At 64.0% G+C, this 15789-nt stretch carries 12 protein-coding genes; 3 read left to right on the top strand and 9 right to left on the bottom strand.

Annotation, left to right across the window (positions count from 1 at the left end; genetic code table 11):
• Positions 1 to 85 precede the first annotated feature (85 nt).
• Positions 86 to 739, top strand: a complete 654-nt coding sequence (locus tag ACFQ00_RS09615) for a TetR/AcrR family transcriptional regulator (RefSeq protein ID WP_381489562.1) — start codon at positions 86 to 88, stop codon at positions 737 to 739.
• Here the strand turns inward: ACFQ00_RS09615 and ACFQ00_RS09610 are convergent.
• The 5 genes from ACFQ00_RS09610 to ACFQ00_RS09590 form a co-directional block, all read right to left on the bottom strand.
• Positions 736 to 1779, bottom strand: coding sequence for an alpha/beta hydrolase family protein (locus ACFQ00_RS09610; RefSeq protein ID WP_381489559.1), 1044 nt, complete (start codon positions 1777 to 1779; stop codon positions 736 to 738). The two genes, ACFQ00_RS09615 and ACFQ00_RS09610, sit on opposite strands and share 4 nt — an antisense overlap.
• Positions 1780 to 1835: 56 nt before the next feature.
• Complete coding sequence (locus ACFQ00_RS09605) at positions 1836 to 3005, bottom strand: iron-containing alcohol dehydrogenase (RefSeq protein WP_381489556.1); 1170 nt, start codon at positions 3003 to 3005, stop codon at positions 1836 to 1838.
• A 34-nt stretch (positions 3006 to 3039) separates the two neighbouring features.
• Positions 3040 to 3669, bottom strand: coding sequence for a phosphatase PAP2 family protein (locus ACFQ00_RS09600; RefSeq protein ID WP_381489553.1), 630 nt, complete (start codon positions 3667 to 3669; stop codon positions 3040 to 3042).
• A 5-nt stretch (positions 3670 to 3674) separates the two neighbouring features.
• Positions 3675 to 5012: a metal-dependent hydrolase family protein gene (locus tag ACFQ00_RS09595; protein ID WP_381489550.1), complete on the bottom strand. Its 1338-nt coding sequence runs from the start codon at positions 5010 to 5012 to the stop codon at positions 3675 to 3677.
• A 98-nt stretch (positions 5013 to 5110) separates the two neighbouring features.
• Positions 5111 to 6334: an MFS transporter gene (locus ACFQ00_RS09590; protein WP_381489546.1), complete on the bottom strand. Its 1224-nt coding sequence runs from the start codon at positions 6332 to 6334 to the stop codon at positions 5111 to 5113.
• Positions 6335 to 6508: 174 nt separating this feature from the next.
• Here ACFQ00_RS09590 and ACFQ00_RS09585 point away from each other — a divergent pair, with 174 nt between their 5' ends.
• Positions 6509 to 8314: a peptidoglycan DD-metalloendopeptidase family protein gene (locus ACFQ00_RS09585; protein ID WP_381489542.1), complete on the top strand. Its 1806-nt coding sequence runs from the start codon at positions 6509 to 6511 to the stop codon at positions 8312 to 8314.
• Positions 8314 to 9657, top strand: coding sequence for an amidase family protein (locus ACFQ00_RS09580; protein ID WP_381489539.1), 1344 nt, complete (start codon positions 8314 to 8316; stop codon positions 9655 to 9657). The genes ACFQ00_RS09585 and ACFQ00_RS09580 overlap by 1 nt, the downstream gene beginning before the upstream one ends.
• Positions 9658 to 9660: 3 nt before the next feature.
• Here ACFQ00_RS09580 and ACFQ00_RS09575 read toward each other — a convergent pair whose 3' ends face one another.
• The 4 genes from ACFQ00_RS09575 to ACFQ00_RS09560 all read right to left on the bottom strand — a co-directional run bounded on the left by ACFQ00_RS09575 (position 9661) and on the right by ACFQ00_RS09560 (position 15684).
• Positions 9661 to 11052 carry a serine hydrolase domain-containing protein gene (locus ACFQ00_RS09575; RefSeq protein WP_381489536.1) on the bottom strand — a complete coding sequence of 464 codons (1392 nt, stop codon included), beginning with the start codon at positions 11050 to 11052 and terminating at the stop codon, positions 9661 to 9663.
• A complete protein-coding gene (locus tag ACFQ00_RS09570; RefSeq protein WP_381489533.1) occupies positions 11052 to 11990 on the bottom strand; it encodes a pyridoxal-phosphate dependent enzyme in 939 nt (312 codons plus the stop codon). Before ACFQ00_RS09570 ends, ACFQ00_RS09575 begins: the two co-directional genes overlap by 1 nt.
• A 92-nt stretch (positions 11991 to 12082) precedes the next feature.
• Positions 12083 to 12784, bottom strand: a complete 702-nt coding sequence (locus ACFQ00_RS09565; protein ID WP_381489531.1) for a GntR family transcriptional regulator — start codon at positions 12782 to 12784, stop codon at positions 12083 to 12085.
• A 101-nt stretch (positions 12785 to 12885) separates the two neighbouring features.
• Positions 12886 to 15684, bottom strand: coding sequence for a TonB-dependent receptor domain-containing protein (locus ACFQ00_RS09560; protein ID WP_381489528.1), 2799 nt, complete (start codon positions 15682 to 15684; stop codon positions 12886 to 12888).
• Positions 15685 to 15789 lie beyond the last annotated feature (105 nt).

Below are 15789 nucleotides of genomic sequence, written 5' to 3'. Positions count from 1 at the left end.
GCCGCCCTTGTCAAAGCGTGTAGTGTAACGTACATTACAGGTCAACAACCAAAGACAAGATCAATATGGGGAACGCCAGAATAGCATGAACGCAGAGGCAGAGCAGCTAGACGTACCACGCATGACACAGGACGAGCGCCGCACCGTCCGGCGTCAGGCCATTCTCGACGCCGCGGAGGCGCTGTTCCTCGAATACGGCTATCCGTCCGTCAGCCTCAGCACGATCGTCCAGCGCTCCGGCGGCTCGCTCGCCACCATCTACCAGATGTTCGGCAACAAGCAGGGCCTGCTGCGCGCCGTGGTCGACCGCAGCAGCGACGAAAGCCTCAAGGATCTGGATACGCTGCTGGCCAGCGGATTGTCGCCAAGGCGCATCCTCGAAGAGTTCGCCGTCAGTTATCTCGCTTTTACAACAACGCCGCGCAAGATCGCCTTCATGCGCCTCGTCATCACGGAAAGCCTCACCGATCCCGACTTCGGTGAGGCGTTCGATAACGACATGCAGATGAAGTACATCGCGCGTATCGCGAGTCTTTTCGAAAACTGGACCGCGCGCGGTCTTGCGCAAATCGACCGTCCGCAGCAGGCAGCAGAGCTGTATCTCGCCATGCTGCTCTGCAATCTGCCGATCCGGTTCATGCTCGGCAGGCCGGCAGAGAAACCCTCGCGCGAGGACACCATTTGGCGCCTCGCCGGGTTCCTCGATCGCTTCGGAATGAAGGCCGAGGCCGAGGCTTAGCGCGCCGGTCCCATCCAGCGGTTGAACCAGGCGACGATGCGCTTCAGCGCGTCATCACGCTCGGGCGTCGCGCCCTTCATGAACACGTGGCCGCCAGGAGCCTCGTCGTAAATCTTGGCCTCGTGGACTTTACCGTTCGCCTTCAGCGCATCGACAAGCCGGCCGGTATGGATCGTATGCGGCACGATCTTGTCGCCGCTCGTGGCGAGCACCAGCACCGGCGCCTCGATCTTATCGACGAAGTTGATCGGCGACACGTTGATGTAGGCCGGCAGGTTCTCGTGCGGGAGCTTGCCCTTGAAGCTCGGGTTGGTCTCGGCGATTTCCTTGCGGCGGTAATCGGGCTTGTAAGACATATAGGCCACGAAATCGGTGAGCCCGACGATATCGACCGCCGCCTTGAACTGCTTCGGTGCACGCTCGATGGCGAGCAGCGTGACCATGCCGCCGCGGCTCTGGCCGAGGATGCCGATGCGGCCACCGTCGATATCCGGGCGCGTCGCAGCATAACGCGCCGCCGCGAGCACGTCCGCAACATCGGTGTTGCCGTAATCGTTCTGGTAGATGGCATCACCGTAGCCGCGGCTGCCGCGGTATTCGGGGAACAGCACCGCATAGCCCGCTTCCACCGCCGCTTCGATAATCGGGAACCATGACGGTTCCAGCCGCTCGTGGAAGCCGCCGTGCACCATCACGACGGCGGGGCGGCGCGCATTCGAAGCCTTGACGGGCGTGAACACGTGCGTCGGGATCAGTTCGCCATCGCTGTTCACGTACTCGGTCGACAGCCGGATGCGGTCTGAATAATCGAGGCGGAACTGTGTAAGGATCGCGAGCTGCTGGTTGACGTAAATCTCCTGCTGGAGATGCTTCAGCAGCGCGGCGGGGTCGTCGGTGCCTGTGTTGGTGAAGCTGTCGAGCGCGCCTTCGCGCCCGTCCGCCGAGCGTGAAAAATTGTTCGCGGCGCCCTTTCCGGCAGCGGAAGTTTCCGGAGCCGCAGAGGCGGCCAGCGATGCGATGAGAGCCGTAACAAGCAACATAATCTTCCCCCTTATGCCCCCTTGTGCCCGCCATAGCTGACGCCACGCTGTCGCGTTCAGGCGCCTTCCCAGACCCGGGCGTAGAGTGCAGCCATCTCCGCTTCGCCGGGAACGCGTGGGTTGTTCGCGGGTGAGCCCGAGGCGAGCGCCTGCGTGCACATCAACGGCACGAGATTGTTCCAGCGCGCCTCATCGATGCCCCACGCGGCCGGCGACGGCACATCGAGATCACGGTTCAGCACAGAGAGTTCTTCCAGCAGACGCGCGACCGCCGACTGATCGCCTTCCCCCTCCTCAGCGACGCCCATCGCCCGCGCGCAGTCCGCATAGCGTATCATGGCGGCAGGCGCCGACCACGCCGTGACGGCAGGGAGCAGCATGGCGTTCGAAAGCCCGTGCGGGACATGGAAATGCGCGCCGATTGGCCGGCTCATGCCGTGCACGAGCGCGACCGAACTGTTCGAGAAGGCGATGCCGCCCTGCATCGCGCCGAGCATCATCGCCTCACGCGCCGGGCGGTCGTCGGGATCGGCGCAGACACGGCGGATGTTGGGTGCAATGAGCCGCATCGCGGAGAGTGCCATGCCGTCGCTGAACGGATTGGCCTTGCGCGAGACGTAGGCCTCGATCGCGTGCGTGAGCGAATCGATGCCCGTGTCGGCGGTGAGCCGCCGCGGCTTGCCCAGCGTCAGCTCATAATCGACGAGCGCCGCGACCGGCAGGTAGGCAAGGCCCGCGCAGAGCATCTTTTCGTCGGTTTCGCCATCGGTGACGATCGTAAAGCGCGTCGCCTCCGAGCCCGTGCCCGCCGTTGTGGGGATGGCGATCACCGGCAGGCCCGGCGCATCCTGCACGTGCGGCACCTTGTAATCCGCCATCACGCCGCCGTGGACGGCAAGCATGGCGATCGCCTTGGCGCTATCGAGCGGGCTGCCGCCGCCGAAGCCGACAACGCAGTCGTGGTCGCCTTCCTTCAGAAACGCGAGACCCGCTTCGATCGATGCTACCGTCGGGTCCGGCACGGTCTCCGTGAAGACCCGCGCGCTGACGCCCGCCGCGCGCAGTCCGTCCAGCAGCCGCTCGACCATGCCCTGCCCGGCGAGGAAGGAATCGGTGACGACAAGCGGCCGCGAGACACCAAGGGAACCCAGCACTTCGGCAAGCTGCTGCGAGGCGCCGCCGCCGATCTTGAGAATGCGGGGAAGCGCAATACTGGCAACCGTCAACGAACCATCTCCTCCCGGATCATCGGCGGCCAACCTATCGCTTTCGCGGCGGCGAGGCCAAGGGGATCGCCGCACCAAGCCACAGGCGGTCGCGGATGAACAGCCCTGCGAGCACCCACACCAGCCCGAACGCCCAGCCGCCGAGCACATCGGACGGCCAGTGCACGCCGAGCATCACACGGCTGAGCCCGACACATCCGGCGAGCGCGACCGCGAGACCCACCGCCGACCGCGAGCCCGAAAGCAGGACCGCGAGAGCCAGAAACGTCACCATGCTGTTCGCGGCATGGCCGCTCGGGAACGCAGCAGAGCCGACATCCACGAGGTGGACAACGTCCGGCCGCTCACGCGCGAAGAGGTGCTTCTGCGCCTCCACGGCAAGGCGGGCGCCCACAAAGACAAGAAGCAGGAAAAGCGCATCTCGCCGCCGCTGCCGAAGCCATAGCCACAGCACTGCGCTTCCGGCCGCGATGGTGAGCGCAATCCATCCGCCGAGCTCGGTCACGACGTGCGCCGCCGTCGCAAGACCCGGGGCGTGCTCCGCATGAAGCGCTGCAAGCAGCACTGCATCGGCGCTCGACGCAGGCCCGCCGAAATAGCCTGCGGCGAACCACAGGACTGCGGCCGCGCCGATCAACGCGATGCGGCCGCAGTCCTGTGGCATGGAAATCAATCCGCCGGGAAGCCCTGGCGCTTGCCGCCTGCCTTGTGGACGACGCCGCGGCGCATCACGAAATCGACGCTTTCCATGCGCGTCACGTCTTCGAGCGGGCTGCCCGCGACCGCAATGATGTCGGCATCCTTGCCGGGCGTGATCGTGCCGATGTTCGCCGAGCGGCCAAGCGCCTCGGCGGCGTTCACCGTCGCGGTCTGGAGAGCGGCAGCAGGCGACAGGCCCGCCTTCACCATCAGCGCAAACTCCTTCGCGTTGTCGCCATGCTTCGAAACGCCGCTGTCGGTGCCGAACGCGATCTTCACGCCCGCTGCGAACGCCTTCTTATGGCTGTTGAATGCGTTGGCGGCCGCTTCCTCGGCCTTCGGGATCACCGCGGGCGGCAGCGCGCCGGCGCGCGCCTGCGTGACGGCCGTATTGGCCGCAAGCATGGTCGGCACGAGCCACGTGCCATGCGTCTTCAGGAGCTTGATCGCCTCGTCATCAAGGAACGAGCCATGATCGACCGTGTCGACGCCCGCCGGAATCGCCGCCTTCGTGCCCGCGGCATGGTGGCTGTGCGTCGCGACCTTGCGGCCAAGACCGTGCGCCGTGTCGATCACCGCCTTGATCTCCTCGTCGGTCATCGAGCGGCCGAGACCGCCCGAGACGTTGGAAAGCACGCCGCCCGTCGACATGAACTTGATGACCTGCGCGCCGAGCGCGACCTGCTGGCGCACCGCGCGGCGGCAATCGTCCGCGCCGTCGCACGTGTTGATCTGATGCTCGTGGACGGCGTTGTAGAAAGGCTCGGCAAGGCCGTTCGAGGGATCGCCGTGGCCGCCCGACACCGAAATCGGCGCGCCTGCGTTCACGATCGTCGGCCCCTCGACATCACCGCGCTCGATGCCGTCGCGCAGCGCGCGGATACCGCGCGGATCGCCGCCGAGATCGCGCACCGTCGTGAACCCGGCATCGAGCGTGACGCGCGCGTTCGAGACGGCATACATCATGTCGTCGGTCGTATCGTTGGTCATGCCGGTGAGCCGCGCGCGCAGCGGATCGCCGCCGATGCCATAGAAGTGGACGTGGAGGTCGATGAGGCCCGGCAGCACGAAGCGGTCCTTGAGGTCGACGACCTTCGCGCCCGCCTCCGGCTCAGCATAGCCGTCGCGCACTTCGGCGATCTTGCCGTTCCGAATGACGATCGTGCTCGGCCCGCGCGGCGCCTTGCCGGGCTCGGCAAGCAGCGTTCCAGCGTAAACGAGGGTCACGGCCTCGCCCGTCGGCGCGGGCTGCGCGGCGAGCAGCGAGGTGGAAAGCAGGGCGAGGGTGACGGCAGCAACACGACGCATATGGAAAATCCCCTGAAGCTTTGGATATGAACCCGTCATAGTCCCGCTTCTTTCAAAGGATCAAGGCCAGCCTCGGCGCCGTGATGGCGGACGCTGGGTCAGGCCGGGTCGCGGTGCCTTTCGATATGCCGCCGCAGGATCATCAGCGACACGGCAAGCAGCGCCATCAGAAGCGCTATGGTGACAAAAAAGCCGCCGGCCTGCCAACCGATGAGCACGCCACCCGCCAGCGCGCTGATCATCGCGCCCGTCCGCCCGAAGCCGAGCGCCACGCCGATCGCCGTCGATCGTGTCTCAACCGTGTAGAGCTGCGCGGCGACCGCGAAGAGAATCGACTGGATGCCCGCGCTGGAAACACCAAGCAGAGCGATCAGCGAAACGCTGAGCAGGAACGATCCGGGATGCGGTGGAAAGCTCGCGAGCAGCACGCTGGTGACGGCGCCGCCAAGTGCCATCGCGACAAGCACGGTCCGTGAACCGAATCTGCGAATGAGCACTGCGCCAAGCAGCGCCCCGACGATACCGCCGCAGTTGAAAAGCGCAGCACCGATGCTGGCATCGCCGAGATCGAACCCCGCGCCGACAAGCAGGCTCGGCAGCCAGTTAAGCGAGAGGTAAACGGCCATCAGCGACCAGAAATAGGACACCCACATCGCCAACGTGTCGCGCCGCGCATCCTTGCCGAGCACCAGAGCGAGGGTTTTGCCGAAGCCCGGCGAGGGCAAGGGGCTGATATCGGGCGTTTCAGGTGCGGCAGTGGCTTCATATTTTTGCAGGAACAGAAGCGCGCCGAGCAGGATCGAGGCCACGCCACAACCGATGAACAGCGGCCGCCAGCCGAATGTGGGCAGCACCCACGACGCGAGGATACCACCCAGCATCCCGCCGAGCGGAATGCAGAGGATCGTGGCTGTCACCGCGACGGCCCGCCATCGCGGCGCTATGGTTTCCGACATCAGCGCCGCAGCGTTCGGAAGCGCGCCGCCCATGCCGAGACCGGCGATGAACCGCAGGAGCAGGATTTCGTTCACGCTGCCCGCCATGGCGCAAAGCCCTGTGAACAGCCCAAAAAGTACGACACTGATGCCGAGCGCGATGTGCCTGCCGAAACGATCGCCGACATAGCCGAGCACGATGGTTCCTGCCGCCATGCCGACGAGCCCGGCCATGAAGACGAGGCCGAACGCACTTTTCTCCGCACCCCATTCGGCGGCAATGGCGGGCAGGGCAAAACTCAGCGCCTGGCCATCGAGACCGTCGAGCAGGATCGCAAGAACGGTGAGCACACCAAGCTGCCGGTAAGCCGGCCGAACGAAAATCATCTGCACCCGATTCCCCCAACGCAAGGCGCACCCACAGCCGCCTCCCAGGCAGGACATATCGCAGTCCGGCCGCTGTGCGAACGCGATTTCCGGCTGTGGTGCACTTTGCTCCCTTACCTTATAGACAAATATTATATTTTATATAATCTGGAAAAAGGCAATGGGAGTGAGGGTGTGCGGTCAATCTTTCCGATCAGCGGCGGCATCAAAAGCGGCCTGGCCAGCCTCGCCGTTTGGAGCTTGCTCGCCGGAACTGCCAATGCCGGCATCACCCCCGACAATGTACTGGAGCGAATGCGAAAGGCGCTCGGCACACCTTCCGCCGAACTGCAGGCGGGATGGACGCTGGAAGGCACGGGCGAGGCGTTCAGGATGCCTGCCCGCTTCTCGGTGAGCCGCGAGGGTGACGCCCGGTTCAGCGTTTCGATCTCGACCGCCGTCTACCAGATCGCGCGCGAGGTGGACGCGCACGGCGGCACGGAGCGCAACGGCTGGGACGGCATGGCGCCGCAAGCCCCTGCCCGCACCCGCGAACTCGCGCCCGATGCACTCGCCCGCACGCGCGCTGCGTCGATCTTCCTGCCCTTCACCGGCACGCTTCAGCCGCTTGCCAATGCGAAGCTCGATGCCGAAGAGGTGGATGGCCGCAAGGCTTACCGCATCGCGATCAAGGACGGCTCCAGCCTGTTCGTGGATGCGAAGACCTACCTGCCGTTCCGGCGCGACTATCCGGCACATTGGGATGAAGGCGCAGCGGTCAGCACCTCGCGCTTCGAAGACTATCGCAAGGTAGGCGGAGTGCAGTTGCCGTTCCGCATCCGCGACGCCGCACCGGACAACAGCAAGCAGAGCGTATCGATCACCGTTTCGTCCTACCGGCCGCTCGCCACGAAACTTCCGCCTGTCGCGGGCGCCTCCGCCGCGCCGCTCGCCATCAGCCTCGATGTGGCCCCCTCAAGGCTGTTCAAGGAACACGACTTCATCGTCAGTGACAGCAGTTGGGAGATCAACCCCGCGTGGGCAATCTCCTACCCCGCGACCGAGACGTTCACGCTCGACCTCCTGCTCGATGAAGCGGACGGGCGTTGGGTGGAGCCGGTCTCCGCCACCGCGTATCTCGAAACAAAAGGCACGCCATTCCGTACGATCTTCTTCTCTTCCGAAGAATTGAAAACCGTCCGCCGAACCGTCCTTTCGCGCTACTCTGGGAAAGCGCCGGTGTCAGTGTTCCGCCATCATTTCACGACACCGATTCCGGTGGATATCGATGCTATCCGCTACGAGATGACCGTGCGCGATCCCAGAGGACAGACGGCGACCGTATCGCGCACCTTCCCGGTGACCGTCTACGATCAGAAGACGCCGCTCATTTTCCCCATCAAGGGGAATTTCATGGCGATCTCGGCACACGACCACGATGACCCTTCGCACAAGGACGATTTCGGGCAGTGGGGCGCTTATGACATCGTGGCACTGGGTCCGCGCTTCGAACTGCTGAACAATCCCGTATCCGTGCCGAAAAACGCGGACGTCTACACGTTCGAAAAGGAGATCATCGCACCCGGCGCGGGCACGATCGTGGCGATGCGCGACGGCGTTCCCGACGATACGCCCGCTGACCTTCTGATGCAGGGCATGTCCGACCCTGTTCACGCCATGCCGGGAAACTGGATCATGATCGATCACGGCAACGGCGAGGTCAGTTTCTTCTGCCACCTGCGGCAGGGATCGCTGCGAGTGAAAACCGGTCAGAAAATCCGGCAGGGCGAGGTGATCGCGCTGCTCGGTGGATCGCAGACGACGGGCTATCCGCATCTCCACTACCAGTTGCAGACGAACGCTAACCTGATGCGCACAGACGGCGTACCGGCGCGCTTCGACAATATCGAACTCGCCTTCCCGGCGCCGGGCGTGAAGGTGAGCATTCCGAAATACGGATATTATCTGCGCACAACAGATACGACGAAGGAGGCGAAGTGATGCGCTTCCGCCGCCGCGAAATCCTGGCCGCGTTCAGCGCCGTGCCGTTCGCGGCGAAGGCAGCGCCGCTTGAGGCCGCCGACGCCATTGCCGTGCGCGACCGGATGCAGGCAGAGCTCAACTTCCTTGCCGCGCCGGGCGATGTTCCCTCGCTGCCAGGGCGGCCGTTTTCGGGCGTGCCGATCCTCATCAAGGATCTGCTCGACGTGAAGGGGCTGCCCACCCGCTATGGCTCGCGCGCCTACGAGGGAAAACCCGCCACCGGCCAGTCGCCCTATGTCGACGCACTGCAGAACGCGGGCTTCGCGATCATCGGGAAATGCACGACCTCCGAATTCGGCTTCCTGCCGACATCGGAGGCGCTCGGCACCGGCCCTACACGGAATCCGTGGGACACCAGCCGGTCGACGGGCGGCTCATCCGGCGGCGCGGCGGCAGCGGTTGCCGCGGGCGTCGTCCCGATCTCGCACGCGGGCGATGGCGGCGGCTCGATCCGTATTCCGGCAGCGTGCTGCGGCCTCTTCGGCCTCAAGCCCTCACGGGGCCGCCTGATCCGCGTCGCGCCGCCTCCACCGCGACCGGTCGAGCTCGGCACGCAGCATGTGGTGACGCGCTCGGTGAAGGAGAGCGCTATGGTGTTCGCGCTGACGGAAGACACCGCCGCAAACACGCCGATCGGCTTTGTATCCGGGGCCAGCGAGCGAGCGTTGCGCATCGGCTTCGTTGAAGAGAGCATGGAAGGCATTGCGCCCTCCGACGAGGTGCGGGCAGCATTCGATGCAACGCTACAACTGCTCGGATCGATCGGGCTGAAACCTCTTCAGACCCGCTGGCCGGTGAAACGCGGCGTGATGCACGACTTCCTCACCTACTGGGCGGAAGGCGCGATGATGCAGGAAATGGTGACGCCGAAGCCCGACCTCCTCGAGCCCTTCACACGCGCACTCGCCGAGCACGCCCGGCGCATGTCTCCGGCAAAGCGGCAAGAGGCGGTGGATGGCCTGCTCGCCGCCTCGGCGGCCTACAACAGCTGGTTCGACGACTTCGACATCATCGCGACGCCCGTTCTGCGCACGACCGCGCCGAAACTCGGACATCTCGCGCCCACGGTTCCGTTCGATACATTGTACGAGCGCCTCGTGGAATTCGCCGGATACACGCCGATCCACAATGCGGCGGGCGCACCCGCCATGAGCGTGCCGCTCGGCTGGTCGCCAGAGGGACTTCCTATCGGCATCCAGTTCGCCGCCGCGCCGGGCCGCGACGACGTGCTGTTCGACCTCGCTTACCGGCTGGAAGCCGCGCAGCCTTGGGCGGACCGGAAACCGCCGGTACACGCCTGACGTCTATTCGATAGTTACGTTGATACCGGACACACGCCGGTTCCGATCGAGCGCCATTTCCAGGACCACATCGAAGCGCCCGGCGTCGAGGCGGTAGACTGCCTCTTTCTTGTCTCGCCTTACAAGCGCGAAGCTCTGGGACGTGCGCACGGGCGATGCGAAATCGAGCAGTTCCTGACGTGCGCGGCCGGTCCATAGTGCTTCGGCCGCAGGAGTCATCGCGCCTTCGATGGTCTTGCCATCAAGCAACGCCTTGAAGAGCGCTCGGTGCGCCTGCGTGGTCTTCGGATCGGGATCGACCGCCGTCGCTTGTCTGTAGAGCGCCGGATCGACGAGCCCTGCAAGTTTCCACGCGAGCCGCCCTGTGCCCGCGCTTTCGAGATTGGCTAGCACCGCTACGCTGAGACCCGTGGAAGGCACATGCAGAAAATAGGCGCGATAGCCCGCCCACGTGCCGCCGTGGCCGACGACAGCGACCCCGCCCGCTTCCTGCGATTGCCAGCCGAGGGCGTAGCGGATCACCGGATGCGACCCGTCGGAAAATGGCGCGACAGGCCACATGCGCGGCGGGATTCCCGAGACGCCGCCGGACTTCGCCGTGAGCAGCCGGTGCCACGCCTCAAGATCGTTCACAGACATCATCAGGCCACCATCGCCGGTGCTGTAGAGCGTCGGCGACACCCAGTCCGCATTTCGCAGGCCCTCTTCGCGCCAATACCCGTCCGCACGGTTCGGGATCAGGGCTTGCAGACTGGCCTTTCGCGCGGTGTTCATGCCCACGGGACCGAACAACCGCCGAGCGAGAAAATCCGTGTACAGCTCGCCAGCGATCTTCGTGATGAGCGCGCCGAGAACCACGTAGTTGCTGTTACTGTATTGGATACGACTGCCCGGTGCGAAAATAAGAAGCGGCCGTGCGAGACGCGTGACAAGCTCGGCATCGGTATAATCGCGGCGCAGGTCGATCGCGGCTTCGGAGTCACCGCCGAGCGAGGCCTCTTCATAATCCGCGATCCCTGATCGCATCCCAACGAGCGTTCTCAGCGTCACGGGCTTCCAGTGCGCAGGCGCTTCTGGAAGATAGTGCGTGATGCTCTCATCGAGCGCGAGTTTGCCGTCTTCGACCAGCAGCATGACCCCCATCGCGGTGAAGGTCTTGCCGAGTGAGCCGATCTGGTAAACGCTCTGCGGTGTTGCCGGCGTGCCAAGCTCTACGTTGGCGTGCCCGAAGCCCTGCTTGAACAGAGTCTCGCCGCCGCGCGCGATCATTACAGAAACGCCAGGGATTCCTTCGGCCAGTCGAGCCGCCTCCACAGCGCTCTCAAGCGCCGCCGTTTCCGCGGCAAGCGCACGTGCCGGAAGCAGCACCGTAAGCAGGATCAGCAGATACCGCATCAGACGAGCTTTGCCGGATCAACGGAGCGGCCGCAAATGATGACGGCGATGCGTCGGAAGCGCCCGGTTTTTCCGATCACCTCGGCGGCGGCAAGGCTGAGCGCCGCGGCACCCTCGATCATCCAGCGCTCAGTGCGGGCGAAGCGCTGCATCGTATGGTGAATCGCAGCCTCTCCTATGAGAATCGCTTCGTCGAGCATGGCAGCTCCAATCGGGATCGTCATCGATCCCGGTTCCAGCGCGTTCGCCGTTCCGTCGGAGAGCGTCGGCCGTTCCGATGTCTTCACATAGTGCCCGGCGGCAACCGACCGATAGAAGGTCTGGGCGTTGCGCGCAGAGGCGCCGATAACGGTAACGTCCGGCTTCACGGCCTTCGCACCGATGGCAACGCCGCATACAAGCCCGCCGCCACCCGAAGAGGCGACGATGGCGTCGATCTCGAGGTCCTGCCGCATCAGCTCGGCGCCAAGTGTCGCCTGTCCGGCGATCACATCGAGATCATTGTAGGGCGGTAGATAAAGGTGCGTGCCCCTGTCCGCGCGTTCGCGCACGGCGGCGAGCGTTTCGTAGCCGGTGCGGCCCCGCTTAACGATCCGCGCAGAGGTCGCCCGCAACAGAGCATATTTGAACGGCGCAATCGTTTCGGGAACAAGGATTTCGGCCGGCCGGCCCAGCGCACTGGCGACATGCGCCACGGCAAGGCCGTGGTTGCCGCTCGATGCCGTAAGAACGGGACGGTCATCGCCCGCCTCCGCAAGCGCCTTGCTGAAGGCGCCGCGCACCTTGAACGACCCCGAATGCTGAATGTGTTCGAGCTTCAGGACAATCGGAACGCCGGCGCGCTTCGAGAATACGGGCGAGGTTTCCACGGGCGTCGTGCGGATATGCGGCCGGATACGCGCCTCCGCCGCCGCCATCCGGGCCCGCACCGCGGCCACGAGATCAGCCCCCTCCCCCAAGTCACGCACTCCTTTCCTATATATTTTATATAATAAGAGCGGGCATTTACCCGCCTAACCCGTGCCGCCTTCTACGCCGCCAGAAGGTTCGCCGCGTGCCGCTCGTACCAAGCCAGCGACTTTTCGAGCAGCGACAGCATGATCTCCTTCGCGTGTACCGCGTCGTGCGCGCGCAGCGCATTCACGAGTTCGACGTGCTGCGGCTGCACGGCGAGGAAGTCTTCGCGGTCGGCAGGGGCGGAGTTGAACACGCTGATGTGCAGCGGCCCGATACGCAGCCACAGCCGTTCGATCATCTCGACGATGTAGGAGGAGCCGCACGCCTCGTAGATCTGGAAGTGAAAGTCGTAGTTGGCCTTCAGCTTGTCGCGCGCCTCGGTATCCGCCGGGCGCGTAAACATCTCCTGCAACCCTTCATTGAGCGCCGCGACCTGTTCGGGCGTAATGTATTTCGCGGCCTGCTCGACCGCGTAGCACTCGATCAGGATACGCGCCTCGTAGATCTTGCGGACCTCTTCGAGCGTATAGACCGGCACGCGGACCGAACGGTTGGGCAGAAATTCGAGCGCGCCCTGCGAGGCGAGCTGCTGCACACCTTCGCGCACCGGCATGAAGCCGAGCTGCATCATCTCGGCAAGTTCACGGACCGTGATGGCCTCGCCCGGCGCGAAACGCCCGGAAAGCAGCGCCGCGCGAAGCTCGCCGTAAGCCAGCTCGCGCAGCGTATACCCCTTCACCCGCCCCACCTTGGGGGCAACCCACCTGTCGACCATAGATTCCGGCACTCCTTGACCGGAACCTAGGCGATTGTCGGGCGGGACGCCAGCGGCCGCAGGCCACTGGCTCCCCTTCTCGATCACAAACATGCAAGGTCTCAGAACGCGGCGCGAACGCCCGCGAAGAAAGACCGGCCGATCACATCGTAAAAGATCGGGTTGGTGGCCATGGCGCTCAAGAAGTTGAGCGGCACGGCGGGCGGGTCGTTGTCGAAAACGTTGTTCACACCGGCGAAGAACTGGACCGACTTGTTGTCCGCGACCTCGACGTTGAGCCGTGCGCCGATATTGAAATACCACTGCGCGCCGACCTTGTTGTCGTTGATGTCCTCGATCGTGAAGCTGTTGTCATACTTCGCGGAGCCGATGTACCGGGTTTGCAGGAAGCCGGAAAAATCACCCCGATCGTAATTCAGGCTCGCGGTTCCGCGCCACTTCGGAACGCTGAGCGATGTGTCGGCGTTGGGGTTCACCTCGCCTGCCCGCTCAAACACATCGACCCCGTTCGGCGAGAACTCCTTGTCCATCACGTGGGTCGCCAGCACCCGCGCCGTCATGCGGCCGCCGAACGACAGGAACGACGATTCCGGCACGCGGTAGCTCGCCTCGAAATCCATGCCCTTCGTGCGCAGGCTCGCAACGTTGATGAGCTGTGTACTAATACGTGTGATCACGCCGGAGCCATCACGCGTGATCGTGCTGCAGGCATCGGCATACCCCTCCGAGCAGAGGTTCACAGCCTCTTGCGCGGCGAGCGAGCCGATCGCATCCTTGATCTTGATGTCGTAGTAATCGACCGAAAGCTTCAGGCCATCGATCCAGCGCGGCTGGAAGATGACACCGAAGGTCTTGTTATCGGCCTTCTCGACGTCGAGGTTCACGTTGCCGCCGGTGAGCGTCGGCGTGAACGTGTTCGTCCCCGTCTCCGGATCGAGCACGTTGGCGAAGGAAAGCCGCGTGCTTGCGAACAGTTCACCGATGTTGGGCGCGCGGATATCACGCGAGATCGTGCCGCGGAAACGCAGGTCAGGAACCGGGCTCCAGTTCGCGCCGAGCTTCCATGTCACCACCGAGCCCATCGTGGAATAGTCGGTGAAGCGGACGGCGCCGTTAACCTCCAGAAGTTCGATACCCGGCTTTCCGGAGATGAGCGGCGCGGCGACCTCCGCAAAGCCTTCCATAACGTGGTAGCCGCCATCGAACGGCTGCGCGTTCACGATCAGGAATGCATTGTTGATCGATGACTCATCCGCCACCGAACGCACCTTTTCCTTTCGGTATTCGGCACCGGCCGCAAAGCCGATCGGACCAGCGCCAAGATCAAACAGTTCACCGTTGATCGAGCCCGCGACCACCTGCTGCGTGAGGCGGGACTGAAGAAGCCCGGTTCCATTCACGTAATCGATTGCCGCCTGGCTCGGCGAGCCATAGCCGAACAGGTTCAGCGGCTGGCAACCCGGCGCAGTCCCTGTCACCGCTGCACGGCACACGGGATCGCCAGTGACCGGGTCTTCAATCACATCGACGGCATTCGCGAAATTCGCGACCATGAGATTGTTCAGCTGGCGATTGTCGAACTTGGTCTGGCCATATTGGTAATAGGTTTCCCACGTCCACGATCCACCCAGGCCGCCGCTGAGCCCCATGAGACCACGGAAGGTTTCCGTCGTGGAATCGGCCGTGATGAAGCCCATGTCGGTGTTCAGGCGGAACAGATTGAAACCCATGATGCCGTTGTCGTCCATGATCGTGCGAAAGGCGGCAGGAATGAAAGGATTCTCATTGGTGATTCTCGCCGGAAAAGCGAAGCTCTGCACCGTCTTCGTCACCGAATGGGTACGCCCCCAGCCAGCCTCGAAGAACAGCGAGATATCGTCGGTGACATCATAATCGCCCTGCGCAAAAATGCTGGTGCGCGAGACGGGCACGGAAAGCTGGGAAGACTGCCCCATGTTGCCGCCATCGCCACCGATCTGGGAATTGCCGTCGTTGAATTCACCGAAATCGTTCTGCTCCAACGTGCCGCCCGGACCGAAGCGGATACCGTGAATCGCCGGATGACCACCGAGCACGAGGCCGCCCTCGTTCGCGAAGAACATGTTGACGTCCTGCGCGATCAGCTGCGCAGGAATTCCGTCATTCGGACCAGTGTCGGCGGGGTTGCCGATAAGCCCCCAACGCTTGCGACCCCAGCTACGGTCGCGCTGTTCTGCCACGCCCTTGTCTCGCTGATATTCGGCCGCCAGCATCAGGTAGCCGCGCCCGCCTGCGAGATCGGATCCGACTGCGCCGCCGATACGGAAATTCTGCGCGTCGCCGCGCTGGCTGATGCCCTGCTGCACTTCCAGCCGCGCACCCTGTAGCTTCTTCTCCGCGAGCAGGTTGACGACACCGGCCACGGCATCCGACCCCCAGGAGGCGGAAGCACCGCCAGTCACCACCTCGACCCGGCTGAGCGCGATCGAAGGCACGACGTTGAGGTTCACCGTACCATCCGTGGAGGTCGGCACATGGCGGCGGCCGTTGATGAGAAGCAGTGTGCGGTTCGCGCCGATGCCGCGTAGATCGAGCGTGTTGCTGCCATTTTCGCGCGAAAGAAGCGATGTGCTGGCCGGCGTAGTCGTCGGCGTGAAAGATGGAATCTCATTGAGGAAATCCGCGACGTTCACCGTGCCGCGCGCCTGAAGATCATCGAGGCTGACCGCCGTTACCGGGGTCGGCGCTTCGAAGCCGGTCTTCACACGGGTCGCCGTTACGGTGATCTCCGCGTCGTCCGCCTCCTGCGCAGCCGCCACCCAAGGTGACAGCACCGATCCGGCGAGCAACGCCGCCGCGCATACAGGCAAACGCGAAACAACAGCCTCACGACTCACGATACCGAGCTTTTCAATGCGCATGTTTTCCCCCTCTGGCGTGGAAGGGCACCCCTTCCCGCTCCCATTTCGACGTTGCGATGTTCGGATATATCTTTTATAAAATATTTTTGTCAATCGGGTGATGGG

Origin of the sequence: Sphingosinicella xenopeptidilytica (genome assembly GCF_042676985.1) — a bacterium.
Lineage (GTDB): Bacteria > Pseudomonadota > Alphaproteobacteria > Sphingomonadales > Sphingomonadaceae > Sphingosinicella > Sphingosinicella xenopeptidilytica.
The sequence above is the reverse complement of the archived record's forward strand: the minus strand, read 5'-3'. Positions and strand labels throughout refer to the sequence as shown.